Here is a 20,359-nt window from a genome sequence, read left to right on the forward strand (position 1 = left end):
CCCCCTATTATTATTTGATGGAGCCTACCATGACGCCCTTCTCAAAATACTTCTGGAAGAACGGATACATGACGATCAGCGGCAGGCTGGAGATCACGATGGACGAATATTTAATCATTTCAGACAGCTTCTTCAGCTCCGCCTGGGCCAGTGCATCGGCGATCATGCCCGGCTGTACCTGATTCTGAATCAGGATAGAACGCAGTACCAATTGCAGCGGGAACAGCCTGGAATCCTCCAGATAGATCATGGCGTCGAAGTAGGAATTCCACTGCCCCACGAAGGCATACAAGGCGAGCACGAAGATGATCGGCTTGGACAGCGGCAGGACGATCTTGAAGAAGATTCCCAGCTCCGAAGCCCCGTCGATACTCGCCGCCTGGAACAGCTCTTTGGGCAGCCCCTGGAAATAGGTCTTCGCCAGAATAATATTGAACACGCTGACCGCTCCGGGCAGAATGACCGCCCACACCGTATTCAGCATCCCCAGATCCTTCACCACCAGATAGGTCGGAATCAGGCCGCCGCCGAAGAACATCGTAATCAGGAAAAAGATCATCACCGGACGCTTCCCCGCCAGCCCCTCAATGGACAGCGGATACGCCGCGAAGACAGAGAAGAACACCGTAGCCAGCGCGAAGGCGGATGAGTATAGAATAGCGTTGAAGAAACCGCGGATCATCGCGTCGTTGCTGAGGATTTTGACATAGCCGGTAACCGTCCAGTCCGAGGGCAGAATGGCCAGCCCCTTCGTAATAAGCACATTCGGCGTCAGGAAGGAGGCCAGCACGACATAGATGAGCGGAAACAGGATGGCCAAGATGAACAGACCGAGCAGAATATACGTTATAACCAGCAGGACCCGGTCCTTGCCGGAATATTGAATCTCCATACTTACCTCCTTATTAGTACAGCCCTTCCCCTTCATTCAGCCGCTTGACGACCGTATTGACGAAGACCAGCAGGATCACATTGATGACGGAGTTGAATAACCCGATGGCGGTGGAATACGCGTAGTCTCCGGCCTGCAGCCCGACCTTGTACACATAGGTTGCAATAATCTCCGAGGTAGGCGTGTTCAGCGCCGTCTGCATCAGATACGCCTTCTCATATCCGATCGACATGATGCCGCCTGCGGCCAGGATGAACAGCACCGCCATAACCGGCTTCAGCGCCGGCAGATCGATATGACGGACCCGCTTCAGCAAGGAAGCCCCGTCCATCGTGGCCGCATCATGAAGCTGAGGGTCCACATTCGCCAGCGTAGCCACATAGATAATGGAGGACCAGCCAGCCGTCTGCCAGATGCCCGACAGAATGTACACGGACCGGAAGTAGGCAGGATCACTCATGAAGGACACCGGCTTCCCGGTAAAAGCAGTCACCAAGGCGTTCACCACCCCTGTCGGCGACAGAAAGACAAACAGCATCCCCGTCACGACCACCACCGAGATAAAGTTAGGCGCATACAGAATCAGCTGGATATTCTTCTTCAGCTTCGCGCTGCGGATCAGATTCAGCATCAGCGCCAGCACAATCGGCACCGGGAAGCCGAGAATCAGCCCGTAGGCGCTTAATTTAAGCGTGTTCATCAGAATATCGTAGAAATTCGGCGATGAGAGAAACCGCTGGAAATGCTCCAGCCCGACCCAGGCACTGCCCATGATGCCCCTGCGCGGGCTGAAATCCTTGAAGGCAATAATCGCGCCGTACATCGGAACGTATTTGAAGATAACGGTAAGCACAACAGCCGGAGCCAAAAATAAATACAGAATGTAATGCCGGCGCACATAGCTTAACCACGACGGCTTGGGCCGGGTGAGTGCCGTGCTTCCGGGTGGAACCATCGGATTTGCCAATCTTCTTCCCCCTTCTCGTAACTTTACATTTGCGCAGAATGAATAGGTTTTCATTTTTACATTTGACCATGTTTTGCATTTACAATTTAGCAGATAAACTTACAGGAAGTCAATGCATTTTGGGCAAAAAAATGATTGAATTCGTGCATCACACTGTGCAAATGTAACATCATTATAAGAAATCACTTAATATCGCTTGATATCGCTTGATCAAGATGACAATTTACTCGTTTATGTAAAATTAGTTTGTGCATTTGTAAAATCACGTTGTCAATTTTGGTGAAATGCTATATATTAGGTAACAGAGATTATAAATATGGGGATACAAAGGTGGAACACAGTGATGAAGAAAGCCAAGGTCACCATTCAAGACATTGCCGATGCACTGGGCATTTCCCGGAATACGGCCTCCAAGGCATTGAACGGCGCAGATAGCGTCCCGCCTGAGACCCGGGAGAAGGTGTTCAGCAAGGCGGCGGAGCTTAAATATAAACACTTCTCTTCTCTTACGGCAGCGGTCAGCGCCTCCGACCCGCAGGGCAACATCGCCCTGCTGACCAGCAACCTGCCCAACAGCTCCCACTTCGGCTCCCAGCTGCTCAGCGGACTGGAGAAGCGCATCAGCACCGAAGGGTATACGCTGTCCATTTATTTTGTCCGGGAGAACGATATTAACGCTATGACTCTGCCCGGCAATTTCGAGCCTTCCAGTGTGGACGGCATTATCTGCATCGAGATGTTCAACAAAGAATACAGCGGCCTGATCACCAGCCTCGGCATTCCGGCGATCTTCATTGACTGTGCAGCAGATATCGTCTACCCCGAGCTGAAGGCGGACCTGCTGCTTATGGAGAATGAGCACAGCGTGTATGCCATGACCCGCAAGCTGATCGGCAGCGGTGTGGAGAGCTTCGGCTTCGTCGGCGATTACAACCACTGCCGCAGCTTCCATGAGCGGTGGACCGGCTTCAACAGAGCGCTGGCGGACGCTGGCATTCCGCTGAATCCCGAATCCTGCATCATCGGGCAGGACAAGGATTACCTGCTGGAGGCAGGCTGGATGGACAGCCAGCTGGAGGCCCTTAGCCACTGGCCCGCAGCCTTCATCTGCGCCAATGACTTCATCGCCATCAGCTTGATGAAATCGCTTAAGGGCAGAGGGGTCAATGTCCCCGGGCAGATTGCGGTCTGCGGCTTTGATGACGCCTCGGAATCCCGGATCATCGAGCCTCATCTTACGACCGTACACATCTACAGCGGCCATATGGGCATTGTCTCCGCAGAGATGCTGCTCTCCCGGATTAAGGACCCGGCCCGGCCTTATCAGGTGACTCATGTCGCTACCGACGTAATATTCAGAGACTCCACCCCTGTTCCGAACTAATCCGACCTGGAGGTACATTCTTGTGAATTCCTATGGTACAGTGCTTTGCGTGGGCGAGCTGCTCATCGATTTCTTTTGCACCGAGGTGGACGTCAGCCTGACCGAAGGCCGGCAGTTTACGAAGCAGGCCGGCGGCGCTCCGGCGAACGTAAGCGCCGCGATTGCACGGCTCGGCGGCCGGGCTGCCCTGCTGGGCAAGGTCGGAGCCGATCCCTTCGGCCATTTCCTGCAGCAGACACTGGAGCAGCAGCAGGTGGATACCTCGATGCTGCTGCTGGATACATCAGCGCCGACCACGCTGGCCTTCGTCTCCCGCGCGTCAGATGGAGAACGCGATTTCGTGTTCCACCGCGGGGCCGACCGGCTGCTCCGGCTGGAGGAGCTGGACCGCCAGGCCATCCGCAAGACTGCCCTGCTTCACTTCGGCTCGGCTACCGCCCTGCTGGCCGATCCCTTCCGCGAGGTCTATTTAACTCTGATGGAGGAAGCAGAGGCTCATGGACAGTTCATCTCCTTCGACCCTAACTACCGGGCTGACCTGTGGAGCGGGCGCCAGGAGGAATTCATCGCGTTGTCCAGAGTTGCCATCGGGAGATCTGATCTCGTCAAGGTCAGCGGGGAAGAGCTGGAGCTGATTACCGGCGAAGCAGACTATGAGATTGCGCTTGATCTGCTGCATGATTGGGGAGCCGGAGCCGTTGCCGTCACACTGGGCAAGGACGGCACGCTGATTTCCTCCCCAAGCTTCCGTATGCGGATTCCCAGCATCCCCGTGACATCCGTTGATTCCACCGGGGCCGGGGACGCCTTCAGCGGAGCGCTGCTCTGGCAGATCAGCCGGCTCCCTAATCCGGCCGGTTTCATCCGCAGCGCAGAGCTGCAGCAGGCCTTCGTCACCTTCGCCAATCAGGTGGGGGCGATCGTCTGCACCCGGATCGGGGCGATGGCCGCCCTGCCTACACTGGACGAGGTGCAGGAGTTTGTTCCTGCTGGCAGCTAACAACCTATAAGCAACAGATTCGCTCTCTGAGCACACATCGCTTAAGAGCCCCCTGGCTATCTGGCTATCAGATGACCAAGGGGCTCTTTGCGTATAGCAAACCAATCTTTCCCTGCTGCTTAGATCACAGACACCGGAACGCGGCCCGTAATATGATAAGCACAATATCATACGACTGAAGGAGCAGCAGGTGCATGAATGCGAAATATGAATTTGACCATCTCCTGGCATTTGCCAAGGATTTGATCGAGGAGAATCTCGGCTTTTATTATGATGTCAATTACGGCTATTTCCAGCCTGAGACGCATCCGGTCATAGACTTCATCCGGCTGATCGGCCGGCGGATTCAGGGCCAGCTCATGCTGATGCCCGTGCTTCGCGGCGAGATTGACCAGATGGAGCGGATTTTCTCGGACAACCTGTTCTTCGATGAATGGGCCGAGGTGACACTGGACGGGAGGAGCTTCCACTTCCTCATGAAGGAGATCGACAACAGCAGCCGGATCATCAGCCTGGCACGTGATCTGGTCTTCCCCTCCCCCTGGATTCCCCGCAAGCTGCGCGACAGCCTGATCCGGATCGGCGAGGGCACGCTGAACGGAAGCTGGCGGCAGGATCAGGGGCATCAAGTCACCCTCTGGCTGCCGCTGGGCATCTCCTTCGTCGAGGGCTCAGGGCATCATTCCATCACGGCGGGGATTGCCAAGGGCGAAGGGGAGCTCTACCCGACGCGAGTCTATGACATCAGCGCCATCTATGATCATGTCTATACGGACGGCAAATATTATTACCGGACCCATGACCGTTCCATCATCTCCGAGGTTCATTTCGTAGAATGCGCAGCGATCTTCGAGATCGGCCGGATTATGACAGCGCAGCGGATTATGTTCTGAAACCCGCCTACAGCATCCCCAGCTCAGCGAAATACCTCCTGCGGCTGGTGAAGTAGAAGGCGGTCTGCATGACCAAGAATATACATGCTATGAGGGACGCCCGGCCAAGCGGTCCGGCAAGCCCATAGGTGCCGCTGAGCAGCACGAAGAAATAGTACAGCCCAAGCCCCAGACCGGCAGCCGCCATGAACAAAGCGCCGAGGAACATAATGATGAAGAATTTGGCTCCGTTTGTTCGACAATACGGCTGAAATCCGTCACCGTCTCCACCGCGAAATGATAGGCCAGCAAGTACTCCTGGATGTACTTCTGCAGCTTGAGGTCATCCTCGATGATCAGTATTTTATCCATCTTTACGACGTCCCCCTCGGCACGAGCTGGAATCCCAGCGGTTCCAGCTCCGCCTCTATCCCCTTCAGCCTGCCGAGAATCAGATGCAGCGCGTTCTGTGCCTGTGCGGCAATCGGATTATTAATTGAGGTGATCCCCAGCGTATGGGCCAGCTCCGTATTATCAAATCCTACAATCGCCAGCTCTTCCGGCACCTTCACACGTAACCTGCGGGCTTCGCTCAGCACTCCTGCCGCCACCATATCATTGGCGCAGAGCAGGGCATCAGGCGGCCCGTCCGGGTGCTGCAGTAGCCTGCGGATCAGGGCCTCGCCATCGCGGATGGAATAGACGCCGGTCCGGGACCAGTCCGGGTTCACCGGCAGAGCGTGCTCGCGCATGATGTCCTGATACGCCTGCATCCGCCCGGAGGTATTCATGCTGGCCGGGCGGCCGTATGCATTGGCTATCCGTGTATAGCCCCTTGCAATCAGATGCTCAAGCCCCAGCCTGTACCCGTCATATTGGTTCATGGCCACACTCTGAATCTCCGGCAGCTCCATCCGCTGCCAGGAGACGATCGGCCCATACTTGCTGAAGGAGCCCAGCAGTGCCTGATCGTTGACGCAGGTGGTGATGGCCAGCGCATCAACTCTTTTGCGCCGCATATCCTCGAACGCCTGCAGCTCCTTGGCCGGGTCACCCCCGGAGGTATAGACAATCGTCTGGTATCCGTGCCGGCTTGCCGTCTCCACGAAGCTGTTCAGAAATGGCAGCATCACCTCATTGATTCCCTCCGTCACCATTCCAATCTGCATTGTCTCTCCTCTGGACAGAGAAATGGCATTGCCGTTCGGCACATAATCCAGCTCCTCCATAATTCCCAGAATACGCTCCCTCGTTGCCTGGCTGACATGGGGGGAATGATTCAACACTCTCGATACCGTAGCCTTGGAGAATCCCGACAGCTTGGCGATTTGATCCAGATTCGACATGACCCTGCTCCTTATCACCCTGAATATTTACACAACATCGTAGTTGACATGTAACGCGTTACAACATTTAGCATGGATATATGGGACATATTAATAGCTTACCATATCTGAATCGATAACTAGAAAGGCGGGATTATTAATGAATTCACCATCTGCATCTCCATTTCCGGAGGGCTTCCTGTGGGGCGGCGCGGTAGCGGCCAACCAGCTGGAAGGCGCGTATAACGAGGACGGCAAGGGCTGGTCCACGCAGGACGTAGCTCCGCAGGGGATCAAAGGCCCGGTTACCGAGGTACCTACCGAGGATAATCTGAAGCTGGTCGGCATCGACTTTTACCACCGGTATAAGGAGGATATTAAGCTTTTCGCTGAGATGGGCTTCAAGGTCTTCCGCACCTCGATCGCCTGGTCCCGCATCTTCCCGAACGGCGACGAGCTGGAGCCTAACGAGCAAGGCCTGCAATTCTACGACAACCTGTTCGATGAGTGTCACAAATACGGCATTGAGCCGCTGGTAACCCTCTCCCACTACGAAACTCCGCTGCACCTGTCCAAGCAATATGACGGCTGGGTCAACCGGCAATTAGTCGGCTTCTATGAGCGGTATGCCAGAACGGTATTCACCCGCTACAAGGATAAAGTAAAATATTGGCTGACCTTCAACGAGATCAACTCCATCCTGCACGAGCCGTTCATGAGCGGCGGAATCTACACGCCCAAGGAGCGGCTAAGCAAGCAGGATCTGTATCAGGCCATTCATCACGAGCTGGTTGCCAGCGCTACAGCGGTTAAGATCGGTCATGAGATTAACCCGCAGGCCCAGATCGGGTGTATGATCCTCAGTATGCCGACCTATCCGCTGACACCGAACCCGGACGATGTGATCGCAGCGATGAAGTCGGAGCATATGAACTATTTCTTCGGGGATGTTCATGCGAGAGGCGTGTACCCCGGCTATATGAAAAGATACTTCCGAGAGCACGGCATCGAGATCCACATGGAGCCCGGGGATGCGGACATTCTGAAGCACACCGTAGATTTCATCTCGTTCAGCTACTATGTGAGTATCTGCGAGAGCGGAGACAGCAGCAAGCGCAATCAGGAAGGCAACCTGTTCAGCGGTGCAGCCAATCCTTACCTCAAGGCCTCCGAATGGGGCTGGCAGATTGATCCGCAGGGTCTGCGCTATGTGCTGAATATGTTCTATGACCGCTACCAGAAGCCGCTGTTCATTGTAGAGAATGGCCTTGGAGCCAAGGACGAGCTCATTACCGGTGAGGACGGCGTGCCAACGGTTAGCGATGATTACCGGATCGCTTACCTGAATGACCATCTGGTGCAGGTTGGCGAGGCACTGGAGGATGGTGTTGAGATTATGGGCTACACCTCATGGGGCTGTATCGACCTGGTCAGCGCCTCCACCGCCCAGCTCAGTAAGCGCTACGGCTTCATCTATGTAGACCGTAACGACGACGGAACCGGAACGCTGGAGCGCTACCGCAAGAAGTCGTTCCATTGGTACAAGGATGTTATTGCTACCAACGGACAGAGCCTGAAGCGTTAATCTATACCTTCTACAAACAGGTAGCCCTTAGCGGCTGCCTGTTTTTTCCGTCCCCCATAGATAACTGAAGATATTCATTTCAGATGAATAAGCCTTAACCAAAAAAGCAGGAAGGAGCGGAGGGGAAATTTGGAACTGTAGGAGCGGTAGCGTCCGCCTTTGTATACGGATTTCAACCGCAACCAGCGGCTTGAATCAGGAAATCTGTATACAACAGCGGCCGGAAGTCCAAATGTTCACCGCAGTGACGACTTAATGCTTTTCGTTAAAGTTATTGGCTTTTCATCTCATATTCCACCTCATATGAACATCTTCCAGTTATCCCCCTTTACCATTTTGCAACTAATTCCCCAAAAGGTTAGGATATACTTGCCACAGACGAATTATTAAGGAGAGTTATTCTGATGAACAAATATACATTCGGCCTGGGCGGCCTCCTGCTATTAAGCCTGATCACCTCTGCCTGCGGCGACATGAAGACGCCCAGCGATTTGCTTCAGGCACCTTCACAGGGAAGCAGTGACGGCAATCTAACCGGGATCGTGAGATCCTTCCTGCCTCCCAATGCGCATTTAACCGTTCCTGCCCAGTCGGAATCCGGCAGTGCGATTCAATTACAGGATCTGGACCAGGACGGACAGGACGAGCTGCTCGCCTTCTACAAGACAGACAAAACCGATTACGAGATCAATACCCTGCTTCTCTCGCAGCAGGACGGCAAGTGGAGCAAGCTGGCCAACCTCACCGGAGTCGGCAGCGAATTGCACTATGTCTCCTTCGCAGATGTTACCGCAGACGGTGCAGCGGATCTGCTGCTGGGATACGGCGGAGGCGAGGGACTAACCCGGGAGCTGGCTGTCTACAGCCTGAAGGGCGGCACACTGACCGAGTTGATCAAGCAGCCGTATGACCAGCTGATCGTCGGCGATCTGACCGGGGAAGGCACTCAGGACATCGCCGTACTGCAGGGAATCTACACTACAGATACCGTCCGCGAGAATCATCTCCAGCTGCTCCGGCTGAAGGGCGGGACACCGCAGATGCTGTCGGACCAGAAGCTGGAGGGGAATGTGATTCAATTCCAGTTCACCAAGACTGCCCCCTCCCGCAGTGCCATCGTTGTGGATGCCGCCATCGGCGCTCATGCCGCGTATACGTCTCTGCTGATTTGGGAAAATGGGCAGTTTACTGATATACTTGCAACAGAAGATCATCAGCGCACAAGCCTCGCTTCCGGTAAGAATCTTGTACTTGCGCCGCCTGCTCCCGTGCCGGATACGCCGATTGGCAGCAACAGCCTTGCCATCAAGGACTACCCGCTGGACAGCAAGGATGTCAACGGGGACGGGATTACGGAGATCGGCTTTCTTGTGCCGCCTGCCGGGACAGAGAGCCTTGCCCCGCTGGCAACACCATTCATCACCAGATACTATCAGTGGGACGGACAATCCGGGCTGAGCCTCGTTCAGGAGCAATTTGACCGCTGGGGCTTCAACTTCCTCCTTCCTAAGTCGTGGGCAGGCCAGACCCTGCTGGAGATCCTGGAAGAATCACCGCAGCCTTGGGAGAAGCTCCAGTTCAGCTACAAGAATCCTGAGTCTGCTGTGAAGGCGCCGCTGCTGGAGCTTCGCCTCCTGACGAAGAAGGGCTGGGCAGCCGCTGAGGTACAGCTCCAGGCAGAGAGCAGAGAATACAAGCTGCTGTATGAGCTGGGCAATTCTATGGGCGATACCGAGCCCACCGTATTCGTTGCCGTCATGCCTCCATCCGGTGCGGCTGACAAGCTGCGGGGAACGGATCTGCAGACCTACAACCAGCTCAAGCTGACACTGGATGAAGTCGTGCAGCTCGCCGGTACACCGCAGAAGTCCCTGCCCTAAGGAGGAGGCCGTTCATGAAAGTGCTGATACTGGAAGATGAGAAGCCCATCCGTGATCTGCTGTGCGTGAATCTCAAGCGGGCAGGCTTCGAGGTTACAGAGGCTTCAACCGGTGAAGAGGCCCTTATACTGGCCGGAGAGCAGAAGAATTTCGATATCGCCATTCTCGATCTGTTGCTGCCCGGACTCAGCGGGTTCGAGGTATGCACGATGCTGCGCCGACAGTTCCCGCGGCTTGGGATTATCATGCTCACCGCCAAGAGCCAGGAGATCGATAAGGTGATGGGCCTGGAATCCGGCGCAGACGATTACGTAGTCAAGCCGTTCAGTCCGGTGGAGCTGGTCGCAAGGGTGCGCTCGCTCTACCGGAGGATGTATCCGGGAGAAGCGAGCGCGCAGGGGAACCATATTACGCTTCCGCCTTTTACCCTGATGCTGGATGAACAGAAATTACTGAAGAACGGGCAGGAAATACCGCTCACCCCAACGGAATTCGAGATTGCCAAGCTGCTGCTTGGGCAGCCGAACCGGGCCATGAACCGGGATGATATTCTTACAGCCGTATGGGGGCAATACTTCATGGGTGATCTGAAGATCGTAGATGTCAATATCAGCCGAATCCGCCACAAAATCGGGCAGGAGCCCTCCGGGCCGCAGTACCTCGAAACCGTGTGGGGATTCGGATATGTATGGAGGGGCTAATGTTGCCGAAGGGAATCAGGTCCAGGCTTATCGTCTATATTACGCTTATGCTGCTCCTGATTGTCCTGCTGCTGGAGGGAGTTTTTGTTGTTGCCATCCATTCCTATTATCTGGGCAGCGCTATGGAGACCCTGAATTCGCGGGCCAGAACCTCCGTCACCTTCTTCAACAAATATCTGGAGAGCTACACTCTGAAGGAGCGGGCCCGCTATATTCTGGAGAACCTCTCATCTGAGGAGAGCAGCAAGGTAGAGGTGCTGAGCCCGGACGGCAAGGTAATCATTAACTCACTTGGCTTCTCCAGCGGAGAACAGGTGACCACCCCGGATGTCCATGATGCGCTGCTCAGCGGCAGAGGCAGCTTTCAGAGCATTAAGCCAGTCAACGGCGAACGGATTCTGGCCGTATCCGTCGCCCTGACGGACCGGGGAAGCACAGTCGGCCTGCTGCGCTACTCAGTGTCGGCCGAGCCGCTGTATTCCGTTATTCTGACCATCGCGCTGAATGCAGCGTTTGTCGGCCTGCTCGTGATCGGGTTCGGGTTCGTGCTCAGCCTGATTATCGCCAAGCGGATCGTAGGTCCGATTCAGCAATTGACCGGGGTCGCCAAGGAGATGGCCACCGGTAATTTTGCCGTCCGGGCAGCGAAGCGCTATGACGATGAAGTCGGCACCCTTGCGGTGACACTGAACTATATGTCCGATGAGATTATGAAGAGCGAGAAGCTGAAATATGATTTCATCTCCTCGGTCACCCATGAGCTGCGGACACCGTTGACTTCCATTAAGGGCTGGGGGGAGACGCTGCTGGTCGGGGATTTGTCAGACAAGCAGGAGACCCTGCAGGGACTGGAGGTCATGACCGGAGAGACGGACCGGCTGATCGGCCTGGTCGAGGATCTGCTCGACTTCTCCAAGTTCCAGGCCGGAGAGATCCGTATTGTCCGCCAGCCCTATGATCTCAGGGGACTGCTGGAGGATATGCTGCTGCAGTTCAGATACAGGGGGCAGACGAAGCAGATCCGGCTCTACGCGGATCTGCCGGATCAGCCGCTGCCAGTAGACGGGGATTTCAACCGTCTGAAGCAGGTGTTTGTCAATGTGCTGGATAATGCCTTCAAGTTCACCCCGGCCGGCGGAGAGGTCCGCCTGAGCGCTGAGCTGCGCGGGGACATCATCCAGGTAACCGTAGCCGATAACGGCGAAGGCATTGAAGCCACCGACCTGGCGCAGCTTGGCAACAAGTTCTTCAAGGGCCGGTCCCGCCAATCGGGGAGCGGCCTGGGCCTGGCCATCTGCAAAGAAATTATCGAGCTGCATGACGGACACCTGCGGATCGAGAGCGAATTCACTGTCGGCACCTCAGTTATCGTAGAACTGCCCCGCTACGAAGTGGAGCAGCATCTTCCGCCGCCGTCAATGTAACTGTGCATGCCAGGCTCCTGCACGCTACGATTCTTTCCGGGCCTGTCCGCCTTCACCGGCAACCTCAATGACAGGCTGCGTCTGAATCTGCACATTTCCGGCCACTGCTCTGGAGATCATGCAGGACTCTTCAGCCTTGTACGCTAACCGCTCTGCCGTCTTCAGCTCCCCTGCGGTTGCCCCCGCCTGAAGTACAATCCGCGGCTTGTGTTCAATCCTTTCATAGGTGAACACATTATTTGTCACATCTACCGTCGCCTCAGAGGCAAGCGTCAGCTCCTCCGGCACAATCGCCGAACGCTCCAGCATCGCGGCCAGTGTAATCAGATAACAGGTCGCCGCTGCACCCAGCAGCATCTCGTCCGGATTCGTGCCGGTTCCCGGCCCGCCCATCTCCCGGGGAATCGATATCACCGTCTGCAGCCCTCCGGCATCGATCTGCCCCTCACTGTTTCTGCCTCCATTCCACACAGCATTCAGCTTAAAAGGATGCTTCATCTCAGTACGCCCTCTCTTTTCTTCATATCAAATAAGTGCGCTTGTCTTGTATGCTCTTTGGGCTAGATGCGTGCGATCCGTCTGGTCTCCAGCCGCTGGTTGGCCTGTCTGTACACATGGCAGGTCATCTCGGTCAGATTCACCAGCCCAAGTGATCTTTCTTCAAGTATCGGGTAGGTATTAGACCCCAGATCGCAGTTCATCCTGGCGCCGTCACCATAGATCCGTTCAACCGGCGTATGCCCGTGAATCACCGGCCTGCCATTCGTTAAGGCAAGCAGTGCTTCATGCGGCTGACGGTAGAATTCATATTCTGTCATCCATAGAATCTCCCGGCTCTGCTCCTCAAGAGGCTGCTCTATATACAGTCCGGCATGTGTATACACATATTCATCATCCTCAAAGTACATCGGCAATGAATAGGCCCACTCCATCAGCTCCTGCCGCTCTTCCGGGTCGGGATAAGCCTGTTTCAGACCCGCCAACGTCTCGCGTCCGCCGTGACTCAGCCAGAGCTTATCGCCGTTTACGATATATTCCCCCATCATTTCTTCATGATTGCCAATTAGCGCATGAATCCGCCCCGGATGCCGCTCTGCGAGCTGCTTAAGGTAACCAAGCACTCCGGCCGAGTCCTTCCCCCGGTTGATCATATCTCCACCAATCACCAACTGGTCCTGATCCCAGTCCAATCCAGACTGCCGGAGCAGAAGCTCCAGCCCTTTTAGATCCCCGTGGATGTCCGTTATGAAGAATTTGCGCATGAACTCCCTCCTTCTACAGCATCCGGTCTCCCTCTACTGCAATTTAATCTCCTCAAAAAGCCCCGTCTGCGGCTCAGGCTGATCCAGGTATGCCCCCTCATTCACCGGACCGCTTCCGCCCAGATATTTAGCAAAGAGCGCCTCTACCTGAGCCAGAGTGACCGGCTTAGCGGAATCCTGCAGTTCATAGCCGAGCTGGCCGTTAGGCTCAATTGTGGCTGTTTTGACATCGCTCAGCCTGGAGATGCCCTGGCCCCGCAGACTCATTTCCAGCTCATCGACGGTTAATCTCAGCTTTCTAAGATTCTTAGGCTGAAGCTGTCCCTCCGCAATAACGATAACCGCAGGCCCCTTAATCAGCCGCTCCAGCGCACTCCACCGCACCTGCAGCCACTCTACCACAATTAACACGCCGATGAATACGGCGGCCGCGACTATGGTAATCAGGATACTGTGATCGGCGATCGGCTGCACAATAATCGTACCAATTGAGATCATGGCGATTGTGGTGGGAATGGTCATTTGCGAGATTGATTTGCGGCCGGCCAGCCGCAGCACCAGCATCCCGACAATGATCAGCACCAGCGCCTTCCAGATTTCCCTCCAGATTTCTTGCATTGCTCCGTCTCCTTTTTGACAGTTGATAAGCTAGGGTTTGTCTTACAGGAGGCGAATATGCATATTTATAGAATCGGAGCCCGGCATACACCAGCCGGAATTTCCAGCCGGTTGTAATGCTGCTTGATGTTAATCAGCGCATGTCCGCTGAACACCCGGGAGACCATCTCTTCGATGGGGCCAGGCTCTACCTGATCCTGCCGCAGCAGCCGCTCCACCGTGCTCTTGATCTCCTGGGGGTATAGATTTCCGGCCACACTGGAGAGACCAGTGCAAGGGCCTGAGGTGAAATTCTCCACAAGCCTCATATCCCCTGCCGCAAAAAGAATGAACCCCTCCGGATAATCAAGCCCCACATGCCGCTGCAAATCACCTGTTTCCTTGTACCCGACAATGTTCGGATAGCGGCGGATTAACAGATTCAGCGATTCCGGCGACAGATCGAATCCGGTCCGGTCGGGGTTATTATACAACGCCACCGGCTTGGACGTATGGCTAAGCAGTTCTTCCACATAAGCAACCGCCTGCTGCTGTGTAGGCCGGATGTACGGCGGGAAGCCAATAAGCAGCACATCCATCACCGATACCTCCGCAGCCTGGACCAGCCGCACAGCATCACGGGTTCTTATTGCGGATACGCCGAAGATCAGCTCCATGCCCTGAGGACGCTTTTGATTGAAATATCTGATAATCTCCAATCTTTCCTCAATACTAAGCGAATGCTGCTCGCCTGTACTTCCTGAGATCAATAGCGATTCTATCCCGTTCTGCTGCTGGTAGGCCACGATCGGCGCGAATCCATCGGTATTCAGACTCTCATCACTGTGAAAAGGCGTGGGAATCGCCACATTTAATCTTTTCATATCCTCACTCCTTATTCATCGGCATCGGTGCTAAGTGTTAGGCTCTAGACTCTTGATAGATATTTAAGCTCCATAGCATCCAGAAGGGTATACAGCAGTGTATTGGACGCACTAATCTTCCCGGGCTGATCCGTCATCGCGGACGGCGTCTGAATATATTCCCCGGGCTCAAGCTCTCCGGCACAGTTCTCGATGATCTTCCGGATACTGAGGTCATTAACCTCCAGATGGAACTGCAGCCCGACCACATAATCCTCATATTCGTAACACTGGTTAATACAGCCCAGGCTGGAAGCTATCCGCTTGGCTCCGGCAGGCAGACTGAAGGTATCTCCATGCCAATGAAAAGGTACCCACTGCTGCGGGAAGTCCTTGAAGAAGGCCGAGGCCTCCGTATCCCCGGTTGCCAGCACCGGATACCAGCCAATCTCCTTACACTTGTTAGGGTAGACTTCACCGCCGATTTGCTCCGCAATCAGTTGGGCCCCCAGACAGATACCGAGCGTCAGCTTCTGCTTGCTTATCGCAGTGTGAATCAACGTCTTCTCGGCAGACAGCCAAGGGAAGACCGCTTCATCATGTACACTCATAGGCCCGCCCATCACGACGAGCATATCGAAGTCCTGGGACGCAGGCAGAACCTTATTTTCATACACCTGGGTAGTTGTTAACGTATGCCCCTTGTTCTCCGCCCACACGGCAATTTCCTCCGGCGCTTCAAACGGAACATGCTGCAAGCAATGTATTCTCATCATTTCTCCACCTGCCCTTTATTTTTCATATCTCCAATGTAACAAAAAATCCCGATGAATCAAGAACTACTTGATCATCAGGATCGTTAGGCCCTATCTCATAGGGTTGCACGCTTATTTTGCCTTACCGGCAGGCTCGTAGATCAGACAGCGCAGCATTTTGCTTGGATAGCGGAGCTCCGCATTATATTTGCTGCCGTCCTCCAGAACGATATCCACTGCGACCATTCCCCGTTTGTTGTTCACTTCCATGTCCGTCAGAGAAGCTTTGACAATCTTACGTTTCTCCCCCTGCTTGTCCTTCACAATCTGGACAGCCGTATTCACCCAGCTCTTATCCTTCTTGATGGCGGCCGCTGCGGCTGCGTCGATGGGAGTTCTTTTAATAACCGAGTTAAAGACTGTTGTATCTAATACCACTCCGGTATCCGGATCGATCTGCACATGATATTGCCAGAACTCCTGGCCTTGTCCACGCAGAGTGAGCGCCTTATAAGGTTCGTAGCCCACTGCCCATGTAGAAGGTATGCCGTACCCCGGCTCCAGCAGCATAACATTCGTCTTCAGCTTGGACACATCCGCATCGAACAGCTTGCGCACACTTTCGGAAGCCCGTGTCTTCAATTCAGCCTCACTGTATTTCTGCGGTACGGCAACAGTAGGAGCTATTATACTACGCTTGGAAGCCAGCAGATTCGTCCGGTAGGACCAGTCGATCAGCTGCAGCAGCTCTTCATCGGTCCAAGCCCGCTCCGGATAGTGGTACGTGTTGGTCTTGATATCCAGATACAAATCTCCTTGTCCCGCCTGCAGCGGCAAAAGCTTCTTAGGCCTTAGGCCGTCATACACATACTGATCATCCAGTACCAGGCGGCGGTTCATTTCCGCTTCTGTCATCTCCCGCCCGGAGGTCTTGGGATCACCCGGCAACTCCAGGTAGTCATAGATCTGCTGAATTTGTTCTTTTGTCATCTGCTTAATCAGATCATCATTCACGGTAGATACCGGGGCCGGGGCCTCTACCTTCAGTACAGGAACCGTGCTGTCGGCCACACCTTGCTTAGTATAGCCCTGCATGGCCGCACTGCTCTTGGCGACAACGGCCGAGTTAACCAGACCGGGGACAACGAACCCGCTGGCTGCGAGCATCCCTCCTGTGCATGCGATGACAGCCAGCGTAGCGGACAGTTTCTTTGGGTTCAATTTCAAGGGTATTACCTCCATCGGGTTGTAAGATAGGTGCTTCTGTCTCTACCTTAATCCCGGGATGTTATAGAGTCGGCGTGCAGTTGTTAGGAAGTTGTAAAAAAAGCCGGATGCTCGTCCCCTCTCCCGTCGCAGACTGCAGCTCAACCTGCGCCTCATGCGCCTCAGCAATCTGCCGGCATAAGGACAGCCCCAGCCCTGCATTGCCATGGGCCCGGGAACGCGCCGGATCGGCGCGGTAGAACGGCTCGAAGGCGCGCTGCTGCTCCTCCTCCGTCATTCCGCAGCCGCTGTCCCGCACCTCCAGCACCCCTTCCCCGTTCTGCGGATAAGCCAGCAGGCGGATGCTGCTGCCCGGACTCGAAGCAGGAATAGCGTTCTCGATCAGGTTCACCAGATAAGAGGCCAGCAGATCCGCATCTCCCCAGATAGACGGAATAGAGCTGTTCAGCTCCAGCCGCAAGCTGTATTCAGCCAGCCGCCGCTGTTCGGTCTGTGCTACCGTCTCGAATAAGGCAACTACATCCACCTCTGCCAGCTTCAGCGGCTGATGCCGCAGCACAGACAGATCCAGCAGCTTGAAGGCCAGATTCTTCAGCCGCACAGTCTCACTTAAAATATACTGGCCAGCCTTGATCTGATCCTCCCGGTCGATATTCGCCGTGGTCAGCAGCTCCGCGAAGCCCTGCATACTGGTCAGAGGCGTCCGCAGCTCATGGGCCAGATTATCGACCATCCGCTGCTTGTCCTCCGCCATGTCCGACAGATCCGTGATCCGCTGCTCCACCACCGAAGCCATCTGGTTGAAGTTCATGGCCAGCTCCCCGAATTCATCCTTGCTGTTCAGCTCCACACGGTTGGAGTAATTGCCTTCAGCTATCGTCTTTGTCGTCTCGGACAACAGCTTGAGCGGCTTAGTCAGATGCCGGATCAGCAGATAGAGCAGCAGCACCAGGAGCGGGCCGACAATCCAATTAATCATCACAAAAAAGCGGTTCAGCTCCTGCTGCTGGGCATACAGCCCGCTGATATCGCGCTTGTACGCCAGCTCCAGATGCTGGTAAGGAGCCGGCAGCGGCATCGCCAAGGTCATAACATGCTCTTCCCGGGCTGGACTATCTCCACCCTCACCGGCGTAGAGAAGCTTATCATCTTCCCGCAGCTCGAGACGTATGCCCTGCTTGCGGTAATGCTCCCCATAGGACTCGGCTACACTGACCAGCAGTGCCGGAGTAAGGGACATTCCCCTGACCCGAATGGAGTCCAGATTCTCATAAATATTGTTGACAATCAGCAGTTGCTCGCTTTCTGCACGTCTGGTCTCACTGTCCATATTCAGCTGCCAGCTTTTCTTCATCACCATGAGGACACTGACATCAAGCGCTGCGATGAACAGCACCAGCACAGCAAGCAGAATCTTATGCCAGAACCGCATGGCTAGACCTGAACTTCCAGCCGGTAGCCCAGCTTGAATACCGTTCGGATCCGCTCTTCCCAGCCCAGCTTCTTACGGAGCTGCCGGATATGGACATCCACCGTGCGGGTATCCCCCGCGTAATCATAACCCCAGGCCAACTCCAGCAGCTTCTCTCTCGACAGGGCGATATTGCGGTTGCGGATCAGTACCTCGAGCAGCTCAAATTCCCTGGCCGTCAGCTCCACCGGAAGCTGGCCGACCCGGACCTGGCGCTCGGTGAACCGGACCTCCACATCGTCACAGGTAAAGACAGCGGACGCCTGCTCATTCCTGCGCAGGACGACATTAATCCGGGCCAGCAGCTCCAGAATCTCAAAAGGCTTAATAATATAATCATCAGCCCCCAGCTCGAATCCCTTAATCCGGTCCGAGAGCGCATGGCGTGCTGTAATCAGAATGACCGGGATCTGCAGAGGGGCAATCTGCTCCATCACCGCGAACCCGTCCAGACCGGGCAGCATCACATCCAGCAGCACCAGATCCGCCCGTTCCTTCTCCAGGATCCCCGCTACCTCAACGCCGGTATAAGCCTTGGAATATGTATGTCCCACCAGCTTAAGGTTCATCGTAATCAAGTCATTAATCGGCTGTTCGTCTTCAACCACCAGTATATGGGCCATCTGCTGAATATCCTCCTCCGCCCTGCGGCAACCGCATGTACTGCCTATCACATCAACTACTCTTTATCATACCAGATTGCAGAGCATCCATAAGCTGTAACTGAACTTAATGCGATATCACACCCGCCCGCACAAAAATCCTGACGGACCAAGCACTGCTTGATCCTCAGGACTAATGTGTTCGTGAATAGAAGGCTGCCCGCTTATCGTTTACTTACCCTTATGCGCAGGCTCATAAATGAGACAACGCAGCATCATACTCGGATAGCGAAGCTCCGCATTATATTTGCTGCCGTCTTCTAATAGCACGTCCACCGCAACCATACCACGCTTATTATTCACCTCAGTATCGGTCAGATACGCCTTTACAATTTTCCGCTGCTCTCCTTGCTTGTCCTTAACAATCCGCGTAGCTTCCTTGATCCAGCGATCATCCTTTTGGATAGCGGCAGCCGCAGCTCCGTCAATAGGTGTTCTTATCGCTGACAGATTAACTGCTGTCGTATCCACGACCACTCCGGTTTCTGGATCGATAATCACATTGTACTTCCATACCTCCAGTCCTTGTCCCCGCATGGTCCGCTCCTTGTAGGGAGAGAAATACACCCACTGTTGGGGAGGAAAGCCAAATCCCGGTTGTTGCAGACTCGTTGATATTTCCAGCTTGGACACATCCGCATCATAGAGCTTACGTACACTTTCAGCCGCACGCATGATGAATTCAGACTCGCTGTACTTTTGAGGAGGAACTGGTTTTTCCGGAAATCGTAGGGACGCTGCATACGCTTGGCGATAGTTCCAGTCTATAAGCTGCAGCAATTCTTCATCAGTCCAAGTTCGATCTGGAACGTAGAGCGTATTGGTCTTTGGATCGAGATATAAATCTCCTTGCCCCGCCTCGAAGGGCATTGGCTTCTGAGGGCGAATACCATCATATACATACTGATCTTCCAGCACCCAATGACGCTTAGTTCGAAGGTTAAGCTCAGCTTCGGTTTCATCATGACCGCCAACTACCGTGGGCTCAGGTGCTTTGCTCAGAGAATCATAAATTTGATCCATTTGCTCCTGGTTCATATTCTTCCGCAGGTAATCTTCTACAGTGGATACCGGCACAGGCGCTTCTACCTTCAATACAGGAACCGCACTCTCCGGCAGGCTTAGTATGACATCTTGCTGTGGTGCTGCTGTACTGTCTTTGGCGACAACGGCAGAGTTCACTAAGTTCGGGACGGCAACAGCACTAATGGCGAATAACCCTCCGGCACATAACAGGACAGCTATAGTAGCGGACCCCTTCTTCTTATTCAATAGGATAACCTCCACAGGAATATAGTATTTTCTCTACCCCTACTCTACGCTTTACATGTTATAAAGTAGAGTAACAGTTGTTATGGAGTTGTAAAAAGAGAGCCTCGCCCAGCATACAAAAAGACCACTGCTGAGTGATCAACAGTGGTCTTGTGTGCTTGGCGGCGTCCTACTCTCCCAGGACCCTTCGGTCCAAGTACCATCGGCGCTGGAGGGCTTA

At 54.5% G+C, this 20,359-nt stretch carries 20 protein-coding genes; 7 read left to right on the top strand and 13 right to left on the bottom strand.

The window, feature by feature from the left end; genetic code table 11:
• Positions 1 to 10: 10 nt before the first annotated feature.
• Both K1558_RS21200 and K1558_RS21205 read right to left on the bottom strand, forming a co-directional pair.
• Positions 11 to 892, bottom strand: coding sequence for a carbohydrate ABC transporter permease (locus tag K1558_RS21200; protein WP_238653663.1), 882 nt, complete (start codon positions 890 to 892; stop codon positions 11 to 13).
• Between the two features lie 13 nt (positions 893 to 905).
• The gene (locus K1558_RS21205; protein WP_238653687.1) at positions 906 to 1,847 is read right to left on the bottom strand and encodes an ABC transporter permease; all 942 of its coding nucleotides are present in this window, start codon (positions 1,845 to 1,847) and stop codon (positions 906 to 908) included.
• Positions 1,848 to 2,202: 355 nt separating this feature from the next.
• On the opposite strand from K1558_RS21205, the gene K1558_RS21210 reads away from it, so the two are divergent.
• From K1558_RS21210 to K1558_RS21220, 3 genes are all read left to right on the top strand, one after another.
• Positions 2,203 to 3,243, top strand: a complete 1,041-nt coding sequence (locus K1558_RS21210; RefSeq protein ID WP_238653664.1) for a LacI family DNA-binding transcriptional regulator — start codon at positions 2,203 to 2,205, stop codon at positions 3,241 to 3,243.
• Positions 3,244 to 3,265: 22 nt separating this feature from the next.
• Positions 3,266 to 4,243, top strand: coding sequence for a carbohydrate kinase family protein (locus tag K1558_RS21215; RefSeq protein WP_238653665.1), 978 nt, complete (start codon positions 3,266 to 3,268; stop codon positions 4,241 to 4,243).
• 194 nt (positions 4,244 to 4,437) lie between these two features.
• Positions 4,438 to 5,136, top strand: a complete 699-nt coding sequence (locus K1558_RS21220) for a DUF6710 family protein (RefSeq protein ID WP_238653666.1) — start codon at positions 4,438 to 4,440, stop codon at positions 5,134 to 5,136.
• 7 nt (positions 5,137 to 5,143) lie between these two features.
• On the opposite strand, the gene K1558_RS21225 is transcribed toward K1558_RS21220, so the two are convergent.
• Entirely contained in the window at positions 5,144 to 5,323 is a 180-nt protein-coding gene (locus K1558_RS21225) for a hypothetical protein (protein ID WP_238653667.1), read from the bottom strand.
• A 166-nt stretch (positions 5,324 to 5,489) separates the two neighbouring features.
• Positions 5,490 to 6,461, bottom strand: a complete 972-nt coding sequence (locus K1558_RS21230) for a LacI family DNA-binding transcriptional regulator (protein ID WP_238653668.1) — start codon at positions 6,459 to 6,461, stop codon at positions 5,490 to 5,492.
• 139 nt (positions 6,462 to 6,600) lie between these two features.
• Here K1558_RS21230 and K1558_RS21235 point away from each other — a divergent pair, with 139 nt between their 5' ends.
• The 4 genes from K1558_RS21235 (at position 6,601) to K1558_RS21250 (ending at position 12,030) form a co-directional block, all read left to right on the top strand.
• Positions 6,601 to 8,025, top strand: a complete 1,425-nt coding sequence (locus K1558_RS21235; RefSeq protein WP_238653669.1) for a glycoside hydrolase family 1 protein — start codon at positions 6,601 to 6,603, stop codon at positions 8,023 to 8,025.
• Between the two features lie 404 nt (positions 8,026 to 8,429).
• On the top strand, positions 8,430 to 9,905 hold the full coding sequence (locus K1558_RS21240) for an FG-GAP repeat domain-containing protein (protein ID WP_238653670.1): 1,476 nt from the start codon (positions 8,430 to 8,432) through the stop codon (positions 9,903 to 9,905).
• A gap of 14 nt (positions 9,906 to 9,919) precedes the next feature.
• Entirely contained in the window at positions 9,920 to 10,606 is a 687-nt protein-coding gene (locus K1558_RS21245) for a response regulator transcription factor (RefSeq protein ID WP_238653671.1), read from the top strand.
• Positions 10,606 to 12,030 (top strand): sensor histidine kinase, encoded by a 1,425-nt coding sequence (locus K1558_RS21250; protein WP_238653672.1) that lies wholly within the window; start codon positions 10,606 to 10,608, stop codon positions 12,028 to 12,030. The genes K1558_RS21245 and K1558_RS21250 overlap by 1 nt, the downstream gene beginning before the upstream one ends.
• 24 nt (positions 12,031 to 12,054) lie before the next feature.
• Here the strand turns inward: K1558_RS21250 and K1558_RS21255 are convergent, their stop codons facing one another.
• The 9 genes from K1558_RS21255 to K1558_RS21295 form a co-directional block, all read right to left on the bottom strand.
• Entirely contained in the window at positions 12,055 to 12,528 is a 474-nt protein-coding gene (locus K1558_RS21255; protein ID WP_238653673.1) for an OsmC family protein, read from the bottom strand.
• Between the two features lie 62 nt (positions 12,529 to 12,590).
• Positions 12,591 to 13,292, bottom strand: a complete 702-nt coding sequence (locus K1558_RS21260) for a metallophosphoesterase (protein WP_238653674.1) — start codon at positions 13,290 to 13,292, stop codon at positions 12,591 to 12,593.
• Positions 13,293 to 13,325: 33 nt separating this feature from the next.
• Positions 13,326 to 13,910 (bottom strand): DUF421 domain-containing protein, encoded by a 585-nt coding sequence (locus tag K1558_RS21265; RefSeq protein ID WP_238653675.1) that lies wholly within the window; start codon positions 13,908 to 13,910, stop codon positions 13,326 to 13,328.
• Between the two features lie 65 nt (positions 13,911 to 13,975).
• Positions 13,976 to 14,773, bottom strand: coding sequence for a dihydrodipicolinate synthase family protein (locus K1558_RS21270; protein WP_238653676.1), 798 nt, complete (start codon positions 14,771 to 14,773; stop codon positions 13,976 to 13,978).
• A gap of 44 nt (positions 14,774 to 14,817) precedes the next feature.
• Positions 14,818 to 15,528: a type 1 glutamine amidotransferase gene (locus tag K1558_RS21275; RefSeq protein WP_238653677.1), complete on the bottom strand. Its 711-nt coding sequence runs from the start codon at positions 15,526 to 15,528 to the stop codon at positions 14,818 to 14,820.
• 111 nt (positions 15,529 to 15,639) lie between these two features.
• Positions 15,640 to 16,734 carry a hypothetical protein gene (locus K1558_RS21280; RefSeq protein ID WP_238653678.1) on the bottom strand — a complete coding sequence of 365 codons (1,095 nt, stop codon included), beginning with the start codon at positions 16,732 to 16,734 and terminating at the stop codon, positions 15,640 to 15,642.
• A 61-nt stretch (positions 16,735 to 16,795) separates the two neighbouring features.
• Positions 16,796 to 18,166 carry a HAMP domain-containing sensor histidine kinase gene (locus tag K1558_RS21285; RefSeq protein WP_238653679.1) on the bottom strand — a complete coding sequence of 457 codons (1,371 nt, stop codon included), beginning with the start codon at positions 18,164 to 18,166 and terminating at the stop codon, positions 16,796 to 16,798.
• Positions 18,167 to 18,168: 2 nt separating this feature from the next.
• Positions 18,169 to 18,828, bottom strand: a complete 660-nt coding sequence (locus tag K1558_RS21290; protein WP_238653680.1) for a response regulator transcription factor — start codon at positions 18,826 to 18,828, stop codon at positions 18,169 to 18,171.
• Between the two features lie 210 nt (positions 18,829 to 19,038).
• Positions 19,039 to 20,139 (bottom strand): hypothetical protein, encoded by a 1,101-nt coding sequence (locus K1558_RS21295; protein WP_238653681.1) that lies wholly within the window; start codon positions 20,137 to 20,139, stop codon positions 19,039 to 19,041.
• Between the last annotated feature and the right edge of the window lie 220 nt (positions 20,140 to 20,359).

It is taken from the genome of Paenibacillus piscarius (genome assembly GCF_022234545.1).
Classification (GTDB): domain Bacteria; phylum Bacillota; class Bacilli; order Paenibacillales; family Paenibacillaceae; genus Paenibacillus_AQ; species Paenibacillus_AQ piscarius.

Coding starts and splice junctions, on each gene's coding strand:
- K1558_RS21200 (WP_238653663.1), bottom strand. CDS start 892: ATGGAGATTCAATATTCCGGCAAGGACCGGGTCCTGCTGGTTATAACG.
- K1558_RS21205 (WP_238653687.1), bottom strand. CDS start 1,847: ATGGTTCCACCCGGAAGCACGGCACTCACCCGGCCCAAGCCGTCGTGG.
- K1558_RS21210 (WP_238653664.1), top strand. CDS start 2,203: ATGAAGAAAGCCAAGGTCACCATTCAAGACATTGCCGATGCACTGGGC.
- K1558_RS21220 (WP_238653666.1), top strand. CDS start 4,438: ATGAATGCGAAATATGAATTTGACCATCTCCTGGCATTTGCCAAGGAT.
- K1558_RS21225 (WP_238653667.1), bottom strand. CDS start 5,323: ATGGCGGCTGCCGGTCTGGGGCTTGGGCTGTACTATTTCTTCGTGCTG.
- K1558_RS21230 (WP_238653668.1), bottom strand. CDS start 6,461: ATGTCGAATCTGGATCAAATCGCCAAGCTGTCGGGATTCTCCAAGGCT.
- K1558_RS21235 (WP_238653669.1), top strand. CDS start 6,601: ATGAATTCACCATCTGCATCTCCATTTCCGGAGGGCTTCCTGTGGGGC.
- K1558_RS21240 (WP_238653670.1), top strand. CDS start 8,430: ATGAACAAATATACATTCGGCCTGGGCGGCCTCCTGCTATTAAGCCTG.
- K1558_RS21245 (WP_238653671.1), top strand. CDS start 9,920: ATGAAAGTGCTGATACTGGAAGATGAGAAGCCCATCCGTGATCTGCTG.
- K1558_RS21250 (WP_238653672.1), top strand. CDS start 10,606: ATGTTGCCGAAGGGAATCAGGTCCAGGCTTATCGTCTATATTACGCTT.
- K1558_RS21255 (WP_238653673.1), bottom strand. CDS start 12,528: ATGAAGCATCCTTTTAAGCTGAATGCTGTGTGGAATGGAGGCAGAAAC.
- K1558_RS21260 (WP_238653674.1), bottom strand. CDS start 13,292: ATGCGCAAATTCTTCATAACGGACATCCACGGGGATCTAAAAGGGCTG.
- K1558_RS21265 (WP_238653675.1), bottom strand. CDS start 13,910: ATGCAAGAAATCTGGAGGGAAATCTGGAAGGCGCTGGTGCTGATCATT.
- K1558_RS21270 (WP_238653676.1), bottom strand. CDS start 14,773: ATGAAAAGATTAAATGTGGCGATTCCCACGCCTTTTCACAGTGATGAG.
- K1558_RS21275 (WP_238653677.1), bottom strand. CDS start 15,528: ATGATGAGAATACATTGCTTGCAGCATGTTCCGTTTGAAGCGCCGGAG.
- K1558_RS21285 (WP_238653679.1), bottom strand. CDS start 18,166: ATGCGGTTCTGGCATAAGATTCTGCTTGCTGTGCTGGTGCTGTTCATC.
- K1558_RS21290 (WP_238653680.1), bottom strand. CDS start 18,828: ATGGCCCATATACTGGTGGTTGAAGACGAACAGCCGATTAATGACTTG.